Genomic DNA, 21,220 nt, shown 5'->3' with positions numbered 1-21,220 from the left:
TCTATGTCATTTTTCTCTTGTAAAGCAACTCGCGATTTTCAATCGGGTTCTCTTCTTCTTTTAGTGATTGCTCTATACCTTCAATGTATTGTAAAGAATCATCAATATAGAAAAGCAATTCGGGCATACGTCTGAATTGGTGCTTGGTAATCTGCGATAGTTCGTGCTTGATAAGCGGACTGTTAGAGGTTACTCCTTTGAGCACCTCAGCTGCTTTGGCTTCAGGAAATACACTTAAATAGACCTTAGCTACCGATAAATCAATAGTAACGGTAACTTTAGTGACTGAAACTAAGAGGTTTTGCTGTCCTGCGTCGCGAATAGACTGCTGAAGGACTTTGGCTAATTCCTCTTGTATGATACCTGCTATTTTCTTCTGTCTGTTATTTTCCAAAACTTGTTGATTTTTAATATTTTCGGCAAAGATAAAACTTAATTAGCAAATGAGCAAATTTGCTTAATTACCGCAGCACCTTCCGAAGGGTAAGGGTTGCTAAAAATAGGTAAAGCAGGCATAACCCCCACATACCAAGCCAATAGGGCATAATGGTAGGCAAGGAGGCACCCATCTGGGTAATAGAGGTAAAGCCTTTCGCCCCTAAAGTAGTGGGCACAACATATGAGATGACGTTTAGCCACTCGGGCATCGCTACTGAAGGCCACGAAAAACCGGTAAGCATCATCGCTGGTAATGATGTGTACATAATGAGCATAATAGCGTCTTCTCTACGGCGGAGAAAGTTCAGCAAACAAAGCCCCATAAAGACTATTGAAAGGATAAAAGGTGTCATAAACACCATAGTGGTAAGCATCGTACTGCGCATTGGGATACCAAAAAGAGGCATTATTATCCCGAGAATTATGAGCAAAATGACCATAGAAAGACCTAAATAGGTAGTCGCTTTGCCCATCACTATAGGCAGTGCCCCCCAGAAGCTATTAGAATTGGGGTATATGCGGCGTAGCTTATTGCCCTCGCGCATCGTACCTCCGAGAATGCCCACCGCAGTGAGAATGGTAGTCTGAAAGATAATCACAAATACCATAGGGATAAGAAAGGTAGCATAGCCCGAAGAGGGGTTATATAGGCTCACTACCTTAGCACTTACGGGCATAGCCTCTTCGCGCGCTTGGGTAGGGAGTTTGCCTTGTGCTGAAGAGCGTTTCATCTCTACTCCTGCGTTGAGGTAAGTAGCTGATATTTTGGCTGCTGTAAGCACTTGCTTGTAATAGAGCATATAAGAGGCATCGGCATAGACAGATATAGAGGGTTGTTCGCCGCGTTGCAAGTCGCGTGAAAAGCCTTTAGGAACCGTAACTATACCACGTATTTTCTCCTGCTGAAAAGCCTTTTGTGCTTCAGAAAGATTTAGGTAACTACTATAGATAGCCACGCCGCTATTAGCATCAATCATACGCAAGAACTGGCGGCTTTGGGCAGTATTGTCTTCATCTATCACCCCTATAGGGAGTTTTTGTAGAGTCTCTTCAGAATAAAGGTAGGTGTACAAGAAAGAGACGGCAATAGCTACAATTACAAATGAAAAGAACACCGCTTTATCGCGGAATATATATTTGGCTTCCCAAAGCATAGCACGGGTAAAATCGGCTGAGCTTTGATATACATAACTTCTAAATTGTTTCATATCCTCCTGATTTTATTTTCTTTACAAACATAGGGTAGGCTACTATCAGTAGCAAACCAAAGAGCAACAATGCTAAAAGCGGTTGCCAAGTCATCTCTACAGGGATACCCTTGATAGCGCGATTCACATAATATTTCATAAAATGGGCATAAGGGAAGATTTGCGCTAAATACTGTATGCTACGAGGCAACCCTTCCATAGGAAAAGTATAAGCCGCAAACGAGAAAGCTATGGCGGTAAAGCCACTACCTACAGTGAGTGCTGACCTAAAGTTAGGCATAAAAGAGACAAGCGTAATACCGATAATCTGATATACTATCACTAAGGCAAAGGTAATAAGCACCACATTGAGCATCGGGATATGTAGAGGTGCGCCGATAAGTCCGAAGAGCAGATAATTCATCCACCACGCTACAAAGAAGAGGGCTAAGGTGTAAGGCAAGAGTTTCCCTACAAGAGCTTTTAGCGGACTGCCGCCTGCTCTTTTGAGCCATTGTTTGCCTCTGCGATAGCGGAACTCTATACCCAATACATACACGGTTACCATCATTACTATCATCTGAAACATCATAGGCAAAAAGGCCGTGAGCAGATAATAGGCATAGTTAGCATAAGGATTGTACAAAACGTGGTCGTCTACCTTTATAGGCTGGGCTTCCGCATATACCTTGTCGGTTTGTTGTCCTTTTTGCATTTTCTTTTTCATCACCAATCCAGCTGAGAAAGTACCTACTGTGGTCTGAAAATCCTTCTGAATAAGACTTGCCCCCAACATAAATTGGTTATTGGTATAGCAAATTACCGATTGGTTTTCGCCTTTGAAAAGTTTCTGCTGAAAATCGGCAGGAATGACAATAAAGCCCATTATCTGTTGTTGCTGAATAAGGCGTTGGGCTTCCTGCTCATCGGTGAGTTTGATTTTCAGGTCGATATTGGGCGTAGCATCAAGCATACGCAAAAGGTTTTCGGAGAGCTGACTTTGGTCGTAATTGATATACGCCATAGGCAGGTCGCGAGGAACGCCTTTGTAGAAAATAGCCGCAAAGAACCCAAAGATAATAAAGGGAAGCACCAAAACGTAAAACAGCCGTTTAGGTGATAGGAATAGGTTCTTGCATTCGGTTTTAAAGTATTTCATCGTATAATTTGAAAATTAGTTATATTTCTTCAGCGTCTTCTAAGTTTTCTATTAGGATAGGTTCTTTGTCTTTAAAGTGAAAAGAAACGCCATAAGGTTCGCAAAAGCTGAAACTACCTCTGGCAAAATGCAATATCCATTCTTTGTTGTCATAAAATAGGAACTGCGGACTTTCCAAAGGGACTTCCTGCAAGGGAACACTGAGCAATTGTTTTTCTTCTTCTGAAAGATGAAAGCCTTCTGAACATATCAGCAGTTGTTCTTGAAAATAAGAAAGTGCTTTGGCTACCAACTTATCTGCTCTGATAAGGATCTGTTCAATAAAAGCAATAGTATCAGGGGTGATGGTTCCACTTTTGCTAAACACAGAAAAAGGTAGCTGTAAAGTTTCTTTATAGAAATCACTTTTACACTGATATGAAGCCTCCCAAAAATACTCGTCTCCCACTTTTTGTGAGAAAGCAAGAGTGCCAAACTTGGTGGTATAATTAGATGTGTTCATTTTGTTAATTGGTGACTTATATCAATCATAGATATACAAATCTAAATCAATAGAACTGTTTAGTTTGCTTAGCAAATTGATAGTATTGTTTTCAAAAACTATTGCTGGAGCAGGTTCTTTATTTGTTTCAACTTTAAAACGCATTATAGATTTTAAATCGTTTTTCTGCATAAATGAAGCTATCTCCTCAATTCTTGGGGTTATAATTTTTTCAAGAGGCTTTAAACTATCTTCTACATAAAGAGATATAATATCTTTAAATGAATGTTGCCAAAATGTTTCTGTACTTATCCTAAATTTTAGTTTATCACCTTTGTAAGCAAATTCGGTAGGGGATATATTTATGATTTTGGAAAACTCATCTACATCAAACATATCGCCATAAACAATAAAAGTTAATTTACTTCGTGTCATTCTATTCCTAAGAGGTTTTAAGTTTGTTTTTTTCAAATTCAGCGATAGTGTTATCGATGATTTCTTTGAGTTGATAAGAGGCGATGCTCAGTGACATCTCTAAAAAGTCACCAACTTGGTGACTTTTTGTAAGCTCTTGATAATAAAATAAATACTTATATAATCACACTCTTCCATTTTTCAGGGTCTCTGTTTTCTGGCAAATACTGTTCTTTGATAGTATCTAATAGCCAGCGATCTTCTACAAGTTTGTATTTGTACTCACGTTTGTAATTCATTCCGGCATAGACCCTATCGGTAAAGATAGAGGCTTTTTTACCCGAGATTTGTACCTCAGTAATGCTTTCTTTAGAGGGGTCGTAGTTAGGAGGGAATCCGTGACTGGTGTATTCGGAACCACCATATTTGCGTTCGCGTTCGGTGATGTATTCCTTATAAATAGGGATACGGAGCTCGGTTTGCTTTTTGCAAAAGTCTTCCCAAGAGAGGGTTTTCTTTTTTTCCACTTCTTCTTCGTCAACTCTGTTGGCTTCTGTTTCCCAGTCGTACATCGCTTGTAAGAAAGCAGTGAAACGCTGGCGTAGGGTTTGTTCTGTTTCAGTCATTTTGAATAGTTGTTTTTTTAGTTATAGTCAAACAAAGATAGATTGCGAGTAAATCAATTATTTTAGAGAAATCAATGGATTAACATTTCTCTCTCTTTCTTGGGGACTTTAGCGAGTACTTGGTCGTAAGAGTGTTGTATCATCTCCTTAATAAGAGTGAGAGGCAAGTCTTCTAAAGAGACCGTATTCCAATGTTTTTTGTTGAGGTGGTAGCCCGCTACAATCTTATCGGGGTATTGCTCGCGGAGTTCTATCGCGCGCTCGGGGTCGCATTTGAGGCTCACCCGCAAAGGTCTTGTTTCTAAACTTGTAAGCGCAAATATGCGATTACAAATACGAAATACCAAAATATCCTCGTCAAAAGGCATATCCTCAGTAGCGTGAGTCAAAGACAAACAATATTCTCTGAGTTCTTCTAAGTTCATATTATTCAAAAATCTTATTAATCTGTACCGAGAGATTACCATAAACTCGTCAGGGGTAAAGATGTTTCTTTTTAGACATCGCTATATTCAAATTGTTTTTCTTCTTTTGGAATAGCAATAAACTTGCTACACAAAGTGTCGAACTCTTCTCGCGAAAGCAACCCTATATATTTTTCTGTGCGTTCTCTATCCTTAAATGTATAGGTGTAAGTAGATTCAAAAGTTTTTCTTTTATAAATGTCTTCTACTATTTTTGTTTGCTGTTCACTTAGATAAGGGCGATGAGTGCGGAGCATATTGGCTATTTCGGTATAAAAAGAATCGTCATCAGCAAGGAGTTCATCCATATATAACACACATTCTAACAATCCGTAGAAAATAAAATTCTGAAAGTTATCGGCTAGAACTTCTGCTTCGTTAAAATCGTGAGCAAATAGTACTACCCTAGGTTCAGAAAAAGGGTTTTCTTTATTATAAAATAAACAATAATAGTCGCCTGCTCCATTCTGCCCAAAAGGGATGAAGAGGTACTCAGGCTTAATTTTATAAAAACTTTCGGCACCGTGTAAGAATTCTATTTCTTCTGATATTTCAGAGAGTTCTAAAATTTCAAAATCCATACGCCCTTCTAAAAGTAATGGTGGATTATCTTTGATTTTAGGGTACTCAAGTTCGCGCCAACGAGGCCCAAATTGTCCCCAATTGAGCATACCATCCTCATAAAGCTGGTGATATAGCTTGGGGTACTGAAAACTATAAGTTTGTTCTATTTGTTGTAATGGGTTCATATTAATAATTTTTTATGCTACAAAAATGCTTGGTTTTCTGTAATTGCTGGTGCGATTGTGAGGCGAGTTCGGTCATTCTTCGCTTATCCTTCGCTCAACCTATAGACAAGGTAAACAATTACTTTTCATAAGTAGGTGCATTTTTAACCATTTTGTATTTTTTTCTTTCTCCCTCAATAGTGGCTACTACTTCAAAACCGAGTTTTGTATAAAGTCCTTTAGCTATGGGGTTGTCATCAAATACATTTAAACTAATGGAGCTAACATATTCCTCTTCAAAAAGCATAGAGATAAACAAGCGCATTGCCTCTGTGCCTAATCCTTTTCCTGTAAGCGAAGGATTGATAATAAACCTACCTATATGTACATTGTTATCCTCTACTCTTATTTTCTGAATCATTCCTATAAAGTTACCTCCTGCCTCAATACGAAAACAATGAGGCAAAGCATTGAGCGCTTCTATTGTAATAGGATAGGGCAAAGCATCGCCTGCCCATTGTTGCAAGAAATCTGTCCCTTTGCTATTTGTCCAATATATAATGGCTTGCTTATCTTTAGTTGATAGTCCTTCAGTTATTTTCACCTTTACTTTTTATCTTCTACTAACACCGACATTCCTGGTCTTAGGTCTTTTACTTTTTGGGTAGGGTAGGCTTTGATAGCAAAAGTTTTCTTGTCGAAGTCGCCTTTGCTTTTGGTAGCTGTCCAAGTAGCAAAATCGGCTTGTACAGCTATATGTTTTACCTCTAACTCTATCACTTGATTGGCAAGAGCAGGGACTATCCCTTTAAACTTGGTGCCTATCTTGAAATTAGCCATTTTATCTTCGCGGATGTTGAATACTACCCACTCGTCGCTGCTGTCGATGAGGTTCATCACAGGATAACCTGCATTTACGATTTCGCCTTCATTAGGAATGATAGTCTGTATCTCGGCATCGGCAGGGGCAAATACTTTAGCCCCCTCTTTATAAGCATTTACCTCTGTAATAACCCCTTGCGCTTGGGCAACAAGTGCTTGTGCTGCCGTTTTATCCTCTACACGAGCTCCGTTTTTAGCCATTTCGTACTGCGATTCAGCTGCCTCGGCTTGCTTTTGTAGGGCAATCATCTGGGTGTATGCCTCGTCTTTCTTTTGAGCAGGTAATACTTTTTCATTATAGAGGTTGCTTACGCGTTGATAGGTTTTCTCAGCCAACTCGGCAGCTGCTTTTGCTTGTTGCCATACGTTGTACGCCCCTCGTATCTGCTCAGTACGCGCTCCGCTTTGGGCTTTGTCAGACTGGGCTTGCGCTGCCATACGCGCTGCTTGGGCTTGTGATAGCTTAGCATCGAGTTCGGTGCTCTCTAGTTCTAAAAGCAAATCGCCTTTGCGCACTTGGTCGCCTTCTTGCTTATAAATAGCTTTTACCCTACCAGGTACTTTTGGAGCAACGTTGATTTGTTTGGCTTCTACCTGACCTTGCAAGTATACGGGCTCGCGGTCGCTAAAGAAGTAAATAGAAAGAATGAGTACTACCGCAAATACGGCAATAGTGATAATAAGTCCGGTGATGTTTTTCTTTTTCATCTTGTTATAATTATAGTATATAGCGTATTTTGAATTATTAGTTATTTGATCATTGAAGTAAATTTATCGCTCATTCCGCAGGTCTCGAGAAGTTGAGCGAGGGTTTTGTCCATTTCAAAAAGGGCTTGATAACGTTTGATTTTAATAGAAGCCAAATAGAGGTTCGCATCGGCTACATCAGTAGAGGTGGAGAGCCCTTCGGCAAAAGCCTTATCGCGAGCGCGCACCAATTCTTCAGCAAAGCGCAAACTCTCTTCTAAACTGAGGTATTGTTCGCGTTGCTTCTCTATCTCGGTATATTGTTTCTTTACCAAGGTTTGTACGTCTTTTTCAGCCTGAGCGGTGATGAGCTCTACACTCTCGCGTAAGGCTTTGGCTTGGGCTATTTTGTGCTTATCTTGCAATCCGTTGAAGAGATTCCATTGCAACCCTACTCCTACTACCCAATTATCGGGTTCGGTAAGTGGTAGATTTTCGCTCCACAAGTATTTCTTGCCTACTACAGCTACATCGGGTAGGTAGGCGGCTTGCTGTGCTTTGACGCTTTGGGTAGCCATTTGGGCTTTTATCTTCGCTTGCACTATAGCAGGATAGTGCTCTTTGGCTTGCTGTTGGTAGTATTCGAGCGGCTGTAGCGGTGCTACCTCAAAAAGTTCGGTGGTAAGGGCTGTAAGAGGTTGCTCAGCTATGCCCATTACGCCATACAGAGCTGTCTGCGCTAACTGCATATCTTTTTCAGTTGCCATCACCTCGCGCTGAGCATCGGTAACAGCTTTCTTGGCTTGTAACACCTCTACTGAAGCTATCATACCATTCTTTTCGAGCTTTTGAGCATTCTCGTAGTGATGTTCTGCTGTAGATAGCGACTTCTGGCGAACTTCTAAAGCCTTTTCAGCTAACTGACGTTGAAAATAACGTTCAGCTAACTCGCTTATTAGTACATTTTCGGTTTTTTGGCGTTCTACTGTTGCCATTTCAGTATTGAGTGTGCCTATTTTATTAGCGACTCTCACCTTTCCGCCAGCAAAAAGTACCCATTTGGCATCGGCACTTATCTTCCAAATGTCTTGTTTCTGAAACTCATAGCGCCAATCTTGGGCAAAGAGGGGTTGCACCCTTCCGAGTAAAGGGGTGAATAATGGGCGCATTGTAGGCGGTAGCTGGGTAGCAAAGCCCTGCAAGCCACTTTTCAAAGGCGCTTTATTATCATTAAAATCTAGCGATAAGGGGTCGGCGAGGTGCATATAGCTTGCATTGAGGCTCAGTTGTGGCAAGTAAAGCCCTTGATAGGCTTTTTTGCCCTCGGTAGCTGCCTCAGTTTGTTTCTCTATCCCTTTGAGTTTTTGATTGTGATTTTGCATCCGGTCTAAGGCTTCAGTCCACGAAAGCGACTGTGCCCACATAGGGGCAGAAAATAAGCAAGAAAATGATTCGTATAAGATAAGTCTCTTCATAAAAACTTTTACTTTTGTTTGACGGGGCAAAATTACGGCGTTTTTCTGAAAGAGAGGCTATAAAAAAAGGGAATGTTTTTAAGATAGAATAAAAAATTACATTTCAGGCAAGTATTTCCAATAGCGTTTGGGAAGATTACGCATTTGGTATCGCTGGTTTTTGCGTTCTTTGATGTTGATATGCTGAAAGTAAGTGCGCCATAGTGTTTCGTAGCTTTCATAAGCTACCGCTTGGGTAATACCAAAGTGCTTATCAGCTGGGGTAAAGTGCGTAACCGACCGCAGGTCGTAAGCAAAGCCATAGAACCGCTGGGGGTCATAAAGCACCCATTTTTGGTCTGAAAACCGATTGCGAAAATGAGGCACTACCAAGGGTAATACATCAAAAAAAGGAGTGATTTTAGCAAAGTATAAGTCGCCTACCTGCTCGAAGCGCACAAACTCTTTCATACGATGTACTTCGCGCCCTACGCTTTTAGCAGCCTTGCGAATGCTGAGGATAGCAGGATGTGCAAAGTTAGTCAGCACATTGTCTGTAGGGTGCTTGAGTATAAGCTGCACCGCCTCTAAAAGACTATTTTCCATCCCCTCTTCTTCTGAGACAAAGGCGTACAGAAGGGTCTGCACCCCCTCTTTTCCTACAAGACTTTCTAACTTAGTAAACACTCGCTGTGCCTTAGCGGCATCGGTATATATAGGCACTTCCTCACCAAAAAGAATAGGCGTAAAGCGCTGCTCGCTGATAATCTTTACCTGCTCATAGCGGTACTCGAATACGGTGAAGATAGCCGTGAGCAGTCCTTCGAAAGTATGGTCGTAGATTAGGTATTTCAAAAGAGAAAGCGATTAGAAAAGTGATAACTGGCCTGTAAAAAGCTGTTTGTGTTTGCTATGACTTTGACTAAGTAGCAAGCCGCGCAATCGGAGAGGGTCTATGGTACCAGCCAAAGGAGTAGCCCCACTGCAGGTAATGAAATACTTTGCTCGGCTTAGGGTAACCCCCATTTTCTTCAGGTCGTAATAACTAAGTGTCTGAAACTTGCGTGCCATCAGTATCTTCTGTACTGAGCGAACCCCTACACCGGGTATGCGCAGCAGCATTTCGCGAGGGGCTTGGTTGATATCTATAGGGAATAGGTGCGAGTTGCGCAAAGCCCACGCCAGTTTAGGATCTATTTCGAGGTCTAAGAAAGGCTGGCGCTCGTCTACTATTTCATTAGGAGCAAAACCGTAATAGCGCATCAGCCAATCGGCTTGGTAGAGGCGGTTTTCGCGCACTACCGGCACTTGTGATTGTAGCGATGGCAACCTACTGTCTTGCAACACTGGCACGTAACCAGAGTAATACACTCGCTTCAAGGCTAACTTCTGATACATATAGTCGGCTACGTGTATGATTTTTTGGTCAGTTTCATTCGTAGCCCCTATAATCATCTGGGTAGTCTGTCCGGCAGGAGCAAACTTAGGAGCGTGTTTGTACTTCTGCTTTTCAATAGTGCTGATAGCCAACTCGTTTTTCACAAATTCGACATTAGAGAGCATTTGCTTATGATCTTTCTCAGGAGCGAGGAGTTTCAAGCCCTCTTTAGTAGGAATTTCTAAATTGATAGAAAGCCTATCGGCATACAAGCCTGCCTCTCTGATGAGTTCATCGCTAGCACCTGGGATTGTCTTCAGGTGGATATACCCGTTGAAACGCTCTTCTAACCGCAGCTTCTTAGCCACACGCACCAAGCGCTCCATAGTAGTATTAGGGTCTTTAAATACACCTGAGCTGAGGAAAAGTCCCTCTATATAATTTCTTCGGTAGAAATTAATCGTCAAATCGACAATCTCTTCTACAGTAAAGGCAGCCCGCTTGATGTCGTTAGAGCGGCGCGATACGCAGTACACACAATCATAAATGCAGTGATTGGTAAGCAAAATTTTGAGCAAAGAGATACACCTGCCGTCTTCGGTAAATGAATGACAAATACCAAAAGCGGAGGTGTTGCCTAAGTCGCCTTTTACTCCTTTGCGGTTACTACCACTACTAGAGCAAGAAACGTCATATTTAGCTGCATCAGCCAGAATGGCTAATTTCTCTTTTATACGTTCAAAATTCATTAGAATATCGTTTCGAGTGCTTCTAACAGAGGTGCGTTCTTATCTTTCTCTGAGAGCAATACATCTGCTATAGGCAGTTGCCAATCGATGTTGATAGAGGGGTCGTCCCAACGCACACTCCCTTCACTCTGGGGGGCATAGTAGTTATCGCATTTGTACTGAAAGATAGCCTCATCACTCAATACTGCAAATCCGTGTGCAAAACCTTGAGGTACAAAAAACTGCCTTTTGTTTTCCTCAGTAAGTAGTACCGATTCGTACTGCCCAAAGGTAGGTGAGTTGCGACGTAAATCTACTGCTACGTCTAGCACTTTGCCTTTCACTACTCGCACTAATTTAGATTGTGTGAATGGTGGTTTCTGAAAGTGAAGTCCGCGCAAGACACCATACGATGATTTCGATTCGTTGTCTTGCACAAAGGTAATAGGGGCTACTTGCTCATTAAATCGCTGTTGCGAAAAAGACTCAAAAAAGTAGCCTCTCCCATCAAAAAACACTTGGGGCTCAATAATCACTACCCCTTCAATCTTTGTTTTAATAACTTTCATAATTCAAAATTCAATTTTCTTATTTCTTACCTCCTGATTTTAGCTGATTTATTTTATCTGTTATCAAATCGCCGGTGATAAAATCTATATCTTGCTCTGTATACGCCTTTTGGTACGTTTTCAGCGCCTTTTTATAATCGGAGGTTTTCTCATAATATTCTGCCATAAAGTAGCTTGGCATAGCTGTTTTGGCATAGCCATTATCCTCTACGTATTTTGATAGTTTCTTGAGCGAAGGCCAATCAGCAGCGCCTTTTATGGCGGTATAATCTGCCATTATATCATTAAGTGTTGGCTTTTTCTTAACCCCAAAATACTCCTCAATTGTATTGTACTTATTTTCTAAATACTCAAAAATACCACTGTTAAGCGTCTCCATTTTGGTTTTGAATTCTTTGCCGCCTATAGGTTTATATACATCGAAGCACTTATCAAAAGCTTCTGCTAATCCTTCTAACTTAGCGCGATTGACAGCCTCCCCCTTCATATCAGAAAAATAGTATTGTACCGATTCGTGGGCAGGGGTAGAACGCATCGCTTGCTGAAAACGAATAGCTGTGTCGTAATTCAACTTGTTTTCTACATCGGCAACTGCCATATAGTAAAACATACGCTTCTTAAATCCTAATGCTAAGGCTTCAGCAAACTGTTCCCCCATACGTGGTATGGTTACAGGATTGAGGCTGACGTACATATTAAACACTGGCTTTTCTGACAGCATATAGTAGTTGATGAGAAATCCTGCTGCCTCAGCCCCTATAATACCTTTCATCTCGGCTATAGGGAATTTCCCCTGCATATAAGGCACCAATTCGGTAGAGATAAACTCAAAGAAACGTGCAGATTCATTCATCGGGCGGGCTACCTCATCGATGATAGCTACATCTTCTAATTTTGTACCAAACACCCCTACGATGATACATTTGGGCATCTCTTGGTACTGCTCATAGTACTTAGCCATTGTGATAACAGGCTCTAAGAGCGTTTCGGCATCGAGTACTACCAATAGCGGATAGCTTTGCTTATCAGAGTAGTTAGCAGGTTTGTAAATACCTATTTTCTGCGAGCGGTTTAGCTTGCCAGACGAGAAGTTTTCTGTCGTAAATTGGGCAAAAACATTAGGTAGTGCCAATAGCACTAACAATAGGGTACTGATTTTTTTCATTGCTATAATTTATTTGTTAAGACAGCACAAATAACGCTAAAAAACAGCATATAGCAAAGTTTTATTCTCTATTTAACTAAACTTTAACGCTTCAGACAGCTACTGCTGCTTTGATAGTAGGGTAAGGGTCGTAGCCCTCGAGTCTGAAATCAGTATAATTAAAAGCAAAAAGGTCTTTTACAGCAGGATTGAGGTGCATAGTAGGCAAGGGACGCGGTGTACGGCTAAGCTGCAGGGCTACCTGTTCGCGGTGGTTGTTGTAGATATGTACATCGCCAAAAGTATGCACAAAATCGCCTAATTGCAGGTCGCACACCTGTGCCAGCATCATCGTTAGCAGTGCATACGAAGCAATGTTGAAGGGCACCCCCAGAAATACATCGGCACTGCGCTGGTATAGCTGACAAGAGAGTTTGCCATCGGCTACGTAAAACTGAAACAAAGCGTGACAAGGAGGCAAGGCAGCCTTGCCATTGGCTACATTCTCTGCAAAACTCTTGCGAGTATCGGGTAGCACGGAAGGATTCCAAGCCGATACAATAATACGCCTGCTCTCAGGGTTGTGCTTTAGGGTATCGACTACTGCCTTGAGCTGGTCGATTGCCTCGCCATTCCAGTTGCGCCATTGGGCTCCGTAGACGGGACCTAAGTCGCCATTAGGGTCAGCCCACTCGTTCCAGATGCGCACCCCGTGTTCATTGAGATAGCCGATATTAGTATCGCCCTTTAAAAACCAAAGCAACTCATAAATTACTGACTTGAGGTGTATTTTTTTGGTAGTAACTAAAGGGAAACCCTCATTGAGGTCGAAGCGCATTTGGTAACCAAATACACTGGTAGTACCTGTGCCGGTACGGTCGTCTTTAGAATAGCCATTGGCTAAGATATGTCGTAAAAGGTCTTGATATATTTTCATTAGTACAATAAATATGGGCGGCAAAAGTACTCACTAATTAGCAAATCAGCAAATCAAAAATGAAAATTGACTTGCACCACTCCTATTTTAGCCAATCGGCTTTCCCAAGTATCGCTTTGCGCATTAGGGTCGAAACTCCTACGGTCGCGGCGTATGTTATATTTCAGAAAGAAACCCGGTTCAGTAGCTATAGAAAAGTTCTTACTCAGTTTGTATTGTATGCCAAAAAACGGATTCACCGCTATGCTGGTGAAGTATTGCTGACGGTCTTTGTAGTACAAATGGCGCGCCCATACATCTACACCATAGTAAAAGTGCCAACGTTGATAGTTTTTGTATAGGTGGTCGACTCCTACTTTTAGGGCAACCTCATAAAGGCTGTCTGTTTGGTTATGAGCACTATAGTCCCCCCCTACTCTATACGCCCAAATAGGACTTTTTAGGTATCGGTATTCTAATAAGAAAGTGTTACTATCGCTGGGAAAAGCTGCATTAACAAAGCGCGAAAGCCCTATACCTATCTGGTGCCTTGGGACAGTGGTTAGGCTATCAGCAGGTGTAAAAATAGCATTGCCCTCTTGAGCGAGAGCAATGCCATTAGTTATAATAAGTAAGATAAATACTATCTTTTTCATATTTTAGTCTTTGAAAAAGCGCTTGAATATATTTTCTACTTTCTCTTCAAAATCTTCTATATAGCTTTCGGCTCTTTGTTTAGAACCATCAGAGAAGATAAAGAAAAGGTCTGAATCGCCTCTGTTGTCTTCTTCTACTTTCACATCGGCTACTTTTCTGTTGTTTTTGTAAAGCTCTGCTTTAAAGTAAGTATTGAGTTCAGCTCCTTCCAAATCGGCTAATTTCTTTCCTGCTTTATGTACTGATTTAACATCAACATTTGCTATTACTTGGAATTTATCTTGGAAAGCTACTACATTGATAGATTCTACTGCTTCTTCAAATGATGTAAAGCTATCTAAATTATCAGAAGTTAGTTTTATACTACCCACTAATCCGGTAGCACAACCTTGTGGCGAACTAAAATTGAAGTTAAGCGTATAGATAGTTGGCTCTTTCTTAGCTAATTTGATAGTAGTAGTAAACGGATTGGTAAAGATAGCCAAATCAATAGCAGTAGGCATAAAACCTTCACCTAACTTTTTGTACTCTACATTGCGAAGCGTTACCTCAAGCTGTTTAGTATTATCTACTGAAATGAAAAGGTGCGCTTTTTTGGGTAGATAAACATTCTCATTATCTTGATTTATTACTAGTTCATCTTGATAACTATCAATCTCGGCACGTGCATTGTTAGTAGTGCTGGTAGCTGTAGCAGGAAATATAAGAACTATTTTTGCGGTATTAGCTTCTTTTGTCCAACTATTAGTTACATTGCTCCAAGTATAAGTACCTTTAAAGCTGTTGAAATCAAATCTTTTATTATCATCTAACGCTGTAAATAGCCCCTGATGTTGGTGTTCAAACTGGTCTGCCAATTTACCAAACCAAGCTTGGTTTTGCCCCGGTGCTTTGGTAATAGTGTTATAAAGAAAGTTAGCAAAACCACCATCGTTAGCTTTCTTGAGGCAGTCGTAAAAGTTGTCCATTGTAGCTTTTACTTCTGTCTTGGCTTCCTCAGCTGAATACGCAGGCGCATCGGTATTGTTGTCGTCTTTACCACAACCTATAAGAGCTGCGATAGCTAAAATACTGAATAAAATTTTTTTCATACGATTGATATTTTATATTTTCGGGGCAAAGGTACAAAATAATTTGCTAATTTGCTAATTTGGTTGATGGGAGGATTGGGAGGGCTGAGAGGTGTGCGATGGGGATAGTATATTTTTCTGGTTTTGAGAGGATAATTAGATGCTTATTTTTCGGTGAGCTTTCGCTTATCCTTCGCTCATCCTAAAGGGTAAGTATATTCTTTGTAAAGGGAAGCTATAGAAGATATTTTTTCATTAAAAAATTAGCAAATTAGTAAATTGAGAAAATCTCTGATTTACTAATTTGCTAATTCAGTAATTTGTTGTTTTTATTCGTTATTCGCTGGGTACTAATATCGTTTCACCACTTTCGGTCTCGTACATTACGCCCAAACGTTTTCCTTTTTTCTGAGGCGATGAAGCATCGGGGGTAGCCCCTTGTACCGTTTTGTATTTGGTGATTTTCTGTCCTTCGCGCCTAAGTATCTCCATATCATCTCCTTTTTTCTTTACTATCGTGAAGTCTTCGCCCGAAAAAAAATCTTGCATATTGAGGTTCATCACCATCGAAACCATCAGCGCTACAGCAAACACCATCGCTACATCGAATAGGTTTACCACTACGCTTAGTGGGTCGGCATCATCCTCTTTTAGGTGTGATTGGCGGCGGTTTGTTTTCATTGTTTTAGATTTTTGGTTAATACACTACTTACATAGTCTAATTGGTTGATTTCTTTGCTGTACCAACGTTGTTTAAACTGTAGGGTTACAAGACCTACTAAGCTGATTACCAACCCTACTACTGTGGTAGCAAAGACTACTTGCATATTGCTAGCCATCTTTGATATATCGCCAGTAGATAAGCCTGTAAGCGCCGGACTCATAGCGATAAGGGTACCAATAAGCCCTAATACAGGCCCTACCTTAGCCAATAGCTTAGAGGTGGCTATATCTTTCTCGGCTTCGTTTTCGAAGTTAGAAATCATATAATTATAATACGCCTCATCAGGGGTGTGGTGAACGAAGTCGCGCAGGTATTGTATGTACAAGGCATTGTCGCGCTCGGGCAACAAGTCTTTGAACTGCGCTACCGTATCGGGGGTGAGGTTTCTGATAGCCTCGTTGAGGAGTCTATCGTTTTTGTACTTAGTGATAAAGCGGTTGTAAAAACTGCCTACTAATAGCAGCGCTCGTACGAAGAGCACCAATAGTACAATAATGTCGGGTATCAGCAAGCTATCAGATACCAAAAATAAGATTTGTGAAATTTCACTCATAATTTTAACGTGTTAATTTGCTAATTTATCAATTGGCTAATCAGTAACAACTAACGACTTAATTAGCTCTATTTGTTTATTTGTTTGTTCGTATCCGTACTGGTAAGCGCGCTCAAGCATTTTGGTATCGAGTACCCCTATATTGCTCAGGTTGTGAAAGAATACGTGGTCGCACTTCTTAAACTTACGGCTGTAATTGCCGTCCATCGCTATGCTGTAAATGCGCTGCATAAAGTGAAAGGAGCTGGTCAATTCGTTTTCAGTTATCACTTCAAGCGGGTTTATAAAACTGCCTATAATCACCTCGCAGCGTTTTCTGATGGGCTCTATAGGCAAATTGTCTAACAGACCTCCGTCGGAATAAAGTCCATCACCTATCTTTACGGGCGAGAAGTAGGGAGGTAATGCCGAAGAGGCTATCAGTGGCTGTATTAGTTCGCCCTCGCTAAAGTATTTTACTTTACCGGTCAGCAGGTTGGTCGCCGCTACTGACAAGGGAATGCGTAGGTCTTCAAAAGTCGGGTATTTGAAATACTTCTGAAAGAACTTCGTGTATTTGCCGCTATCTACTAAGCCTATTTTCTTAAAGGTGAGCATCGACCACTTAAAGACGGGCGTCTTCTTGAAGAAATCGAGCATCTGTTCTGGAGCTACCCCACAAGCGTACAGCCCCCCAACAAGAGCCCCGCCGCTAGTGCCCGAAATAATAGACGGTTGTATACCATTTTCATCTAATGCCTTCAGAAGTCCCGCGTGTGCTAAAGCTCGTACGCCCCCTCCTGAAAATACCAACCCAAGTTTTTTCATAAGAGACAAATTATCTGATTAACAAATAGGCTAACATCGCACTAATGTAGGCTATTCCGGTCATAAATACCCATTGTATAGCTGTCCATTTCCAGCTGTTAGTTTCTTTGCGAACGATAGCTACGGTGCTAAGGCACTGCATCGCAAAGGCATAGTACAACAAGAGCGATATACCTGTACCAAGGGTGTAGACCGGCGTACCATCGGGGCGCAACTCACTGCGCATCTTGGCTAAAATAGTGCGTTCGCCTTCTGCTTCTTCAATATCTAAATCGCCCCCTAAACTGTAGACTGACGATAGCGTGCTAATGAACACCTCGCGCGCTGCAAATGAGGCCACGACTCCTATGCTTATCTTCCAATCATAGCCCAACGGGCGAAATACAGGTTCTATCCCCTTGCCGATATACCCCAAAAAGGAATATTCTAATTTTTCTGACTCTATATAATGTGTCTTTTGGTCTTCATCCCATTGTTGTTCTTGGGCTAATGTATCGGCAGTAGCTTCGATGTTGTGGTAGTGCTCGCCCATTCCGTGCGAACCTAAAAACCACAAGAGAATAGAGATGGCTAAGATATACTTACCCGCCCCCATCACAAAACCTTTGGTTTTCTCATACACCGTAATACCGACATTGCGCCACATAGGCACTTTATAATCAGGCATTTCGGCTATAAAGAAACTCTTGTACTTTGATACTTTTAGGACTTTATCGAAAATAAAAGCTGACAGCAGTGCCATAGCAAAGCCTAAGAAATACATAGCAAAAAACGTCCACGCCTTATAGCTTATCCACATAAAATCACCTTCTGGAATTACCAAATTGATGATGATAAGATACACCGGCAATCGTGCCGAACAGGTGATAAAAGGGGTAACGAGTATAGTGATGAGTCGCTCTTTCCAGTTCTCTATATTGCGGGCTATCATCACCGCTGGTATGGCACAGGCAGCCCCCGAAATCAGCGGTACTACACTCTTGCCATTCAGCCCAAAACGGCGCATAATATTGTCCATCAGAAATACCACCCTACTCATATAGCCACTCTCTTCTAAGAGCGAGATGAAAGTGAAAAGGATAGCAATTTGCGGCACAAACACTACGATACCCGAAATACCGCTCAGTATCCCTTTGGTGAGCAGGTCAGTCAGCGCCCCTTCAGGCAATACGCGTTCGCAGAAACTGATAAGATGGTCAAAACCTGCTTCTATGGCATCCATAGGGTAACTCGACCAAGTGAATACAGCTTGAAAAATAACTAATAGGATAAGGGCAAAGATAACGTAGCCCAACACAGGGTGAATGAGCAGTCGGTCGAGGCGAGCCCGCAGCGTTTGTGCTTTGTGCTGGTCTACCACATAGCATTTCTTAAGCGTCTCATTGATGCATTGATAACGAATAATCGTCTCTTTTTGCTTCATTCGGCGTATTTCGCTCTCGGTTTTGGTGTTTTTTACCTCTGTAAGGTCATTTTCCTTATAATTCTCGATGATATAGGTGTTGTGCGAAATGATAAGCCATAGCTTGTAGGTATTTTCATTAGGAAAAAGAGAAGATAAATGGTCAAAATACGCCTTATCAAGTCGTTCTACTGCTACACAAGGCGCTACAGGCAGCTGTTCATAGGCTTTGATAGCTTTCTTAAGAGCCTCTATCCCCTCACCTGTACGGGTGCTGGTAAGTACTACTTTAGTATTGAGCGATTGCTCTAAGGCGTCAATATCTATGCTAATACCCTTGCGCTCCATTTGGTCTGCCATATTGATAACCAACAGAGTAGGCAGGTGTAAGTCTTTTATTTGGGTGAAGATAAGCAAATTCTGCTTTAGGTTATTCACATCGCAGACCACCACCACCACATCAGGGAAGTACTCCCCTTTGCGGTCGAGCAGTATATTCACCGCCACGCGTTCGTCTTCAGAGCTGGCATTTAGGCTATAGGTACCTGGTAGGTCGATGATATGCGCTTTGCAGTCATCGCACAAGCGCGATTGTCCGATTTTCTTTTCTACCGTTATCCCTGGGTAGTTACCTACTTTCTGATTAAGCCCTGTCAGTGCGTTGAACAGCGAGGTCTTCCCCGTATTGGGGTTACCTATAAGAGCTACTTTTATTGAAGATTTTGCCAATGTTACTTATTATTAGTAGTTAGTTGTATCAGTGCCGCCATATCTTTTCTAATAGAAAGATATGCCTCATTCATACGTATATAGATAGGGTCGCCGAGGGTCGCTTTCTGCAGCACCTCTACTTCACTGCCTACAAAACAACCTAATTCGATAAGTTTGAGCGGGATTTTATCTACATCAAAACTGCTGATAATGCCCCTCTCTCCTTTTTTGAGTTGCGCAATAGTACACGCTTCCATAAATATATCTTTTTATTTAGAATGATTTTGCGCGCAAAGATAAAAAATAATTAATAATTCACAATCCTCTATTCAGAATTATTTTTGCCGTTTTTTCAGTAGCAGATAAGTTGCCCCTCCTAATACTACCGCAGCCGTAATAGCTAATACCATACTCCCTACCAAATACTGCAGCAAATGGCTCTTTACGTAGTCCATATTTATCTCTCCTTCAGGCAATACCTGTCCGCCTGTTATAAAAGCCCCAATTTTTAGAGAGGCGAGTATCAACACCGGTATCATAGGGGGGATGCTCACGTTAGAGCAGATAAAAGCGAGTGTTTTGTTCAATCGGAAGAAGACTGCCAAAGCGATGGTAAGCACGGTTTGCAAGCCCCAAAAAGGAGCAATGCCAAAGAAGACCCCTAAGGCTACCGAACAGGCTTTCACTTCTTTGCTACTGTCGCTTTCTAATATATTTTCTTTTACAAACTGTTTAAAACTTTTTTGGCGTGCCTCGCGGAAGAAGTTGCGAGGTTTGATGTACAAAAAGGTGAGTACTACCAATACGGTATTGAGGATACTGATGCGAGTAAAATCGCGGAAGGGTCGGAAGTGAGAGACTCTCTCTGCAGGGTCGTAAAGCACCCTGATAGGCACTGGCTTAATGGCTATACCACACCAGCTACTGCGCACTAATATTTCTATCTCAAATTCAAATTTTCGGGTGTAGTATTTCTTTGGAATAAAATGCAGTGGATATAGGCGGAACCCCGACTGCGTATCGGGTAAGGCTACCCCTGTCTCTAATCGGAACCAAAAGTTCGAAAAGCGATGCCCAAAACTGCTTTTTTTAGGCACTCCCTCTTGCTGCATATCTCTGTTGCCTACTAATAGTACAGGCGACTCTTCAGCAGCCAAAGCCTCTATAAAAGCAGGGATATCCTCAGGGTAATGCTGTCCGTCAGAGTCTAATGTCAGAGCGTAGTCATACCCCTTTGTGCGAGCTTGCTCAAAACCTGTTTGCAGGGCTTTGCCTTTACCTTGGTTTTTGGGGTGTGTAATAGTGGTTACGGAGGGGTATTGAGTTAGAATTGCGGCAGTATCATCGGTAGAACCGTCATTTACCACCAATACCTGATAGGGGTAACGCAACAATCCCTCAAGCACTCGCCTAAGGGTTTTAGCATTGTTATAGCTAGGGATTACAATACAGACATTATGCTTCTCCACGATATTCTTTTATCATTTTTTTCACAATATCCAAATCTATAGTATCGTATTCTGACTTGTCATAAATAGAAACAAAGGCTACAGAAGTAGCCTCTTCACTATCTATTTCAACTAATACTTCGTGCGTAATAACTCTCGCTCCACCTCTTTTTCCTTTATTTTTAGAGGTGATGTTAAGTCTGATTTTCCTAATGCCTTCCCCCAATGAAACGCCTATTTCTGGATTATTCTCTATCTCTTCTTTTAAAGCTTCAAAATCTTTTTTTAAGCTCTTATATTTCTTAGATAAAGCTTTTAATTCTTTACCAAACGAAGGAAGGTAACCAAATTTATATTTCATTGAGCAAATCTTCTAAATTACCTAACTTTATTTTCCCCTCTCTCGCATCTTTAAGTTCATCTAAAGCTGTAAAAAGTTTTTTCTTAAACTTTTTCTGCTGTAAATGCTTCCTATCTTCATTGCTCTTAATATTTGTAATCTCTATAAAATCAAGTGATTTTATAAAGTTTAAAAAGGCATCTACTTTAGGTTGCTGTGTGTTGATATTTATAGTGAGTTCCATTTTTATATC

Annotated in this window: 26 protein-coding genes; all 26 read right to left on the bottom strand. The window is 41.3% G+C overall.

Translation table 11 applies throughout. The features are described 5' to 3' along the window. Window position 1: 1 nt before the first annotated feature. The 26 genes from rbfA to FOC45_RS00960 all read right to left on the bottom strand — a co-directional run bounded on the left by rbfA (window position 2) and on the right by FOC45_RS00960 (window position 21,211). Window positions 2–394, bottom strand: a complete 393-nt coding sequence (rbfA, locus tag FOC45_RS01085; RefSeq protein WP_009391013.1) for a 30S ribosome-binding factor RbfA — start codon at window positions 392–394, stop codon at window positions 2–4. A gap of 67 nt (window positions 395–461) precedes the next feature. Next, a complete protein-coding gene (locus tag FOC45_RS01080) occupies window positions 462–1,646 on the bottom strand; it encodes an ABC transporter permease (RefSeq protein ID WP_009391012.1) in 1,185 nt (394 codons plus the stop codon). Next, window positions 1,633–2,784 carry an ABC transporter permease gene (locus FOC45_RS01075; RefSeq protein WP_009391011.1) on the bottom strand — a complete coding sequence of 384 codons (1,152 nt, stop codon included), beginning with the start codon at window positions 2,782–2,784 and terminating at the stop codon, window positions 1,633–1,635. The genes FOC45_RS01080 and FOC45_RS01075 overlap by 14 nt, the downstream gene beginning before the upstream one ends. Window positions 2,785–2,803: 19 nt before the next feature. Continuing rightward, a complete protein-coding gene (locus tag FOC45_RS01070; RefSeq protein ID WP_009391009.1) occupies window positions 2,804–3,286 on the bottom strand; it encodes a hypothetical protein in 483 nt (160 codons plus the stop codon). Between the two features lie 21 nt (window positions 3,287–3,307). Beyond that, window positions 3,308–3,700, bottom strand: a complete 393-nt coding sequence (locus FOC45_RS01065) for a DUF4279 domain-containing protein (protein WP_009391008.1) — start codon at window positions 3,698–3,700, stop codon at window positions 3,308–3,310. Window positions 3,701–3,855: 155 nt separating this feature from the next. Then, complete coding sequence (locus FOC45_RS01060) at window positions 3,856–4,305, bottom strand: NTF2 fold immunity protein (protein WP_009391007.1); 450 nt, start codon at window positions 4,303–4,305, stop codon at window positions 3,856–3,858. Between the two features lie 71 nt (window positions 4,306–4,376). Continuing rightward, window positions 4,377–4,730 carry an MmcQ/YjbR family DNA-binding protein gene (locus FOC45_RS01055; RefSeq protein ID WP_009391006.1) on the bottom strand — a complete coding sequence of 118 codons (354 nt, stop codon included), beginning with the start codon at window positions 4,728–4,730 and terminating at the stop codon, window positions 4,377–4,379. Between the two features lie 71 nt (window positions 4,731–4,801). Next, window positions 4,802–5,518 carry an SMI1/KNR4 family protein gene (locus tag FOC45_RS01050; RefSeq protein ID WP_009391005.1) on the bottom strand — a complete coding sequence of 239 codons (717 nt, stop codon included), beginning with the start codon at window positions 5,516–5,518 and terminating at the stop codon, window positions 4,802–4,804. A 118-nt stretch (window positions 5,519–5,636) separates the two neighbouring features. After that, entirely contained in the window at window positions 5,637–6,101 is a 465-nt protein-coding gene (locus FOC45_RS01045; RefSeq protein WP_009391004.1) for a GNAT family N-acetyltransferase, read from the bottom strand. A 2-nt stretch (window positions 6,102–6,103) separates the two neighbouring features. Continuing rightward, entirely contained in the window at window positions 6,104–7,087 is a 984-nt protein-coding gene (locus FOC45_RS01040; RefSeq protein WP_009391003.1) for an HlyD family secretion protein, read from the bottom strand. A gap of 41 nt (window positions 7,088–7,128) precedes the next feature. Then, on the bottom strand, window positions 7,129–8,541 hold the full coding sequence (locus FOC45_RS01035) for a TolC family protein (RefSeq protein WP_034539897.1): 1,413 nt from the start codon (window positions 8,539–8,541) through the stop codon (window positions 7,129–7,131). A gap of 96 nt (window positions 8,542–8,637) precedes the next feature. Then, a complete protein-coding gene (locus tag FOC45_RS01030) occupies window positions 8,638–9,375 on the bottom strand; it encodes a TIGR03915 family putative DNA repair protein (protein ID WP_009391001.1) in 738 nt (245 codons plus the stop codon). 12 nt (window positions 9,376–9,387) lie between these two features. Then, on the bottom strand, window positions 9,388–10,647 hold the full coding sequence (locus FOC45_RS01025; protein WP_009391000.1) for a putative DNA modification/repair radical SAM protein: 1,260 nt from the start codon (window positions 10,645–10,647) through the stop codon (window positions 9,388–9,390). Continuing rightward, entirely contained in the window at window positions 10,647–11,195 is a 549-nt protein-coding gene (gene rfbC, locus FOC45_RS01020) for a dTDP-4-dehydrorhamnose 3,5-epimerase (RefSeq protein ID WP_009390999.1), read from the bottom strand. The genes FOC45_RS01025 and rfbC overlap by 1 nt, the downstream gene beginning before the upstream one ends. 19 nt (window positions 11,196–11,214) lie before the next feature. After that, window positions 11,215–12,360 carry an alpha/beta hydrolase gene (locus FOC45_RS01015; protein ID WP_009390998.1) on the bottom strand — a complete coding sequence of 382 codons (1,146 nt, stop codon included), beginning with the start codon at window positions 12,358–12,360 and terminating at the stop codon, window positions 11,215–11,217. A 91-nt stretch (window positions 12,361–12,451) separates the two neighbouring features. Continuing rightward, window positions 12,452–13,276: a thymidylate synthase gene (locus FOC45_RS01010; protein WP_009390997.1), complete on the bottom strand. Its 825-nt coding sequence runs from the start codon at window positions 13,274–13,276 to the stop codon at window positions 12,452–12,454. 53 nt (window positions 13,277–13,329) lie between these two features. Next, the gene (locus tag FOC45_RS01005) at window positions 13,330–13,911 is read right to left on the bottom strand and encodes a hypothetical protein (RefSeq protein WP_009390995.1); all 582 of its coding nucleotides are present in this window, start codon (window positions 13,909–13,911) and stop codon (window positions 13,330–13,332) included. Window positions 13,912–13,914: 3 nt separating this feature from the next. Beyond that, window positions 13,915–15,003, bottom strand: a complete 1,089-nt coding sequence (locus tag FOC45_RS01000) for a hypothetical protein (protein WP_009390993.1) — start codon at window positions 15,001–15,003, stop codon at window positions 13,915–13,917. A gap of 315 nt (window positions 15,004–15,318) precedes the next feature. Beyond that, window positions 15,319–15,663: a DUF2149 domain-containing protein gene (locus FOC45_RS00995; protein ID WP_009390989.1), complete on the bottom strand. Its 345-nt coding sequence runs from the start codon at window positions 15,661–15,663 to the stop codon at window positions 15,319–15,321. Next, window positions 15,660–16,259: a MotA/TolQ/ExbB proton channel family protein gene (locus FOC45_RS00990; protein WP_009390988.1), complete on the bottom strand. Its 600-nt coding sequence runs from the start codon at window positions 16,257–16,259 to the stop codon at window positions 15,660–15,662. The genes FOC45_RS00995 and FOC45_RS00990 overlap by 4 nt, the downstream gene beginning before the upstream one ends. A gap of 36 nt (window positions 16,260–16,295) precedes the next feature. Further along, entirely contained in the window at window positions 16,296–17,066 is a 771-nt protein-coding gene (locus FOC45_RS00985) for a patatin-like phospholipase family protein (protein WP_009390986.1), read from the bottom strand. 10 nt (window positions 17,067–17,076) lie between these two features. After that, on the bottom strand, window positions 17,077–19,197 hold the full coding sequence (feoB, locus tag FOC45_RS00980) for a ferrous iron transport protein B (RefSeq protein WP_009390984.1): 2,121 nt from the start codon (window positions 19,195–19,197) through the stop codon (window positions 17,077–17,079). A gap of 2 nt (window positions 19,198–19,199) precedes the next feature. Next, window positions 19,200–19,436 (bottom strand): FeoA family protein, encoded by a 237-nt coding sequence (locus tag FOC45_RS00975; RefSeq protein ID WP_009390982.1) that lies wholly within the window; start codon window positions 19,434–19,436, stop codon window positions 19,200–19,202. Between the two features lie 78 nt (window positions 19,437–19,514). Next, window positions 19,515–20,648, bottom strand: coding sequence for a DUF2062 domain-containing protein (locus FOC45_RS00970; protein ID WP_009390980.1), 1,134 nt, complete (start codon window positions 20,646–20,648; stop codon window positions 19,515–19,517). Continuing rightward, window positions 20,635–20,988, bottom strand: a complete 354-nt coding sequence (locus FOC45_RS00965; protein WP_009390979.1) for a hypothetical protein — start codon at window positions 20,986–20,988, stop codon at window positions 20,635–20,637. Before FOC45_RS00965 ends, FOC45_RS00970 begins: the two co-directional genes overlap by 14 nt. Continuing rightward, the gene (locus FOC45_RS00960; RefSeq protein ID WP_009390978.1) at window positions 20,978–21,211 is read right to left on the bottom strand and encodes a hypothetical protein; all 234 of its coding nucleotides are present in this window, start codon (window positions 21,209–21,211) and stop codon (window positions 20,978–20,980) included. The genes FOC45_RS00965 and FOC45_RS00960 overlap by 11 nt, the downstream gene beginning before the upstream one ends. Between the last annotated feature and the right edge of the window lie 9 nt (window positions 21,212–21,220).

The organism is Capnocytophaga sp. FDAARGOS_737 (genome assembly GCF_009730375.1).
GTDB classification, from domain to species: domain Bacteria; phylum Bacteroidota; class Bacteroidia; order Flavobacteriales; family Flavobacteriaceae; genus Capnocytophaga; species Capnocytophaga leadbetteri.
The sequence above is the reverse complement of the archived record's forward strand: the minus strand, read 5'-3'. Positions and strand labels throughout refer to the sequence as shown.

Bases quoted from the DNA above. Each gene is read 5' to 3' on its own strand.
- FOC45_RS01060 (WP_009391007.1), bottom strand. From the start codon at position 4,305: ATGACTGAAACAGAACAAACCCTACGCCAGCGTTTCACTGCTTTCTTA.
- FOC45_RS00965 (WP_009390979.1), bottom strand. From the start codon at position 20,988: ATGAAATATAAATTTGGTTACCTTCCTTCGTTTGGTAAAGAATTAAAA.
- FOC45_RS01050 (WP_009391005.1), bottom strand. From the start codon at position 5,518: ATGAACCCATTACAACAAATAGAACAAACTTATAGTTTTCAGTACCCC.
- FOC45_RS01065 (WP_009391008.1), bottom strand. From the start codon at position 3,700: ATGACACGAAGTAAATTAACTTTTATTGTTTATGGCGATATGTTTGAT.
- FOC45_RS01080 (WP_009391012.1), bottom strand. From the start codon at position 1,646: ATGAAACAATTTAGAAGTTATGTATATCAAAGCTCAGCCGATTTTACC.
- FOC45_RS01015 (WP_009390998.1), bottom strand. From the start codon at position 12,360: ATGAAAAAAATCAGTACCCTATTGTTAGTGCTATTGGCACTACCTAAT.
- FOC45_RS00995 (WP_009390989.1), bottom strand. From the start codon at position 15,663: ATGAAAACAAACCGCCGCCAATCACACCTAAAAGAGGATGATGCCGAC.
- FOC45_RS00990 (WP_009390988.1), bottom strand. From the start codon at position 16,259: ATGAGTGAAATTTCACAAATCTTATTTTTGGTATCTGATAGCTTGCTG.
- FOC45_RS01070 (WP_009391009.1), bottom strand. From the start codon at position 3,286: ATGAACACATCTAATTATACCACCAAGTTTGGCACTCTTGCTTTCTCA.
- FOC45_RS00985 (WP_009390986.1), bottom strand. From the start codon at position 17,066: ATGAAAAAACTTGGGTTGGTATTTTCAGGAGGGGGCGTACGAGCTTTA.
- FOC45_RS01010 (WP_009390997.1), bottom strand. From the start codon at position 13,276: ATGAAAATATATCAAGACCTTTTACGACATATCTTAGCCAATGGCTAT.
- FOC45_RS01000 (WP_009390993.1), bottom strand. From the start codon at position 15,003: ATGAAAAAAATTTTATTCAGTATTTTAGCTATCGCAGCTCTTATAGGT.
- FOC45_RS01075 (WP_009391011.1), bottom strand. From the start codon at position 2,784: ATGAAATACTTTAAAACCGAATGCAAGAACCTATTCCTATCACCTAAA.
- FOC45_RS01005 (WP_009390995.1), bottom strand. From the start codon at position 13,911: ATGAAAAAGATAGTATTTATCTTACTTATTATAACTAATGGCATTGCT.
- FOC45_RS01025 (WP_009391000.1), bottom strand. From the start codon at position 10,647: ATGAATTTTGAACGTATAAAAGAGAAATTAGCCATTCTGGCTGATGCA.
- FOC45_RS01055 (WP_009391006.1), bottom strand. From the start codon at position 4,730: ATGAACTTAGAAGAACTCAGAGAATATTGTTTGTCTTTGACTCACGCT.
- FOC45_RS00975 (WP_009390982.1), bottom strand. From the start codon at position 19,436: ATGGAAGCGTGTACTATTGCGCAACTCAAAAAAGGAGAGAGGGGCATT.
- FOC45_RS01040 (WP_009391003.1), bottom strand. From the start codon at position 7,087: ATGAAAAAGAAAAACATCACCGGACTTATTATCACTATTGCCGTATTT.
- FOC45_RS01035 (WP_034539897.1), bottom strand. From the start codon at position 8,541: ATGAAGAGACTTATCTTATACGAATCATTTTCTTGCTTATTTTCTGCC.
- rfbC (WP_009390999.1), bottom strand. From the start codon at position 11,195: ATGAAAGTTATTAAAACAAAGATTGAAGGGGTAGTGATTATTGAGCCC.
- FOC45_RS00960 (WP_009390978.1), bottom strand. From the start codon at position 21,211: ATGGAACTCACTATAAATATCAACACACAGCAACCTAAAGTAGATGCC.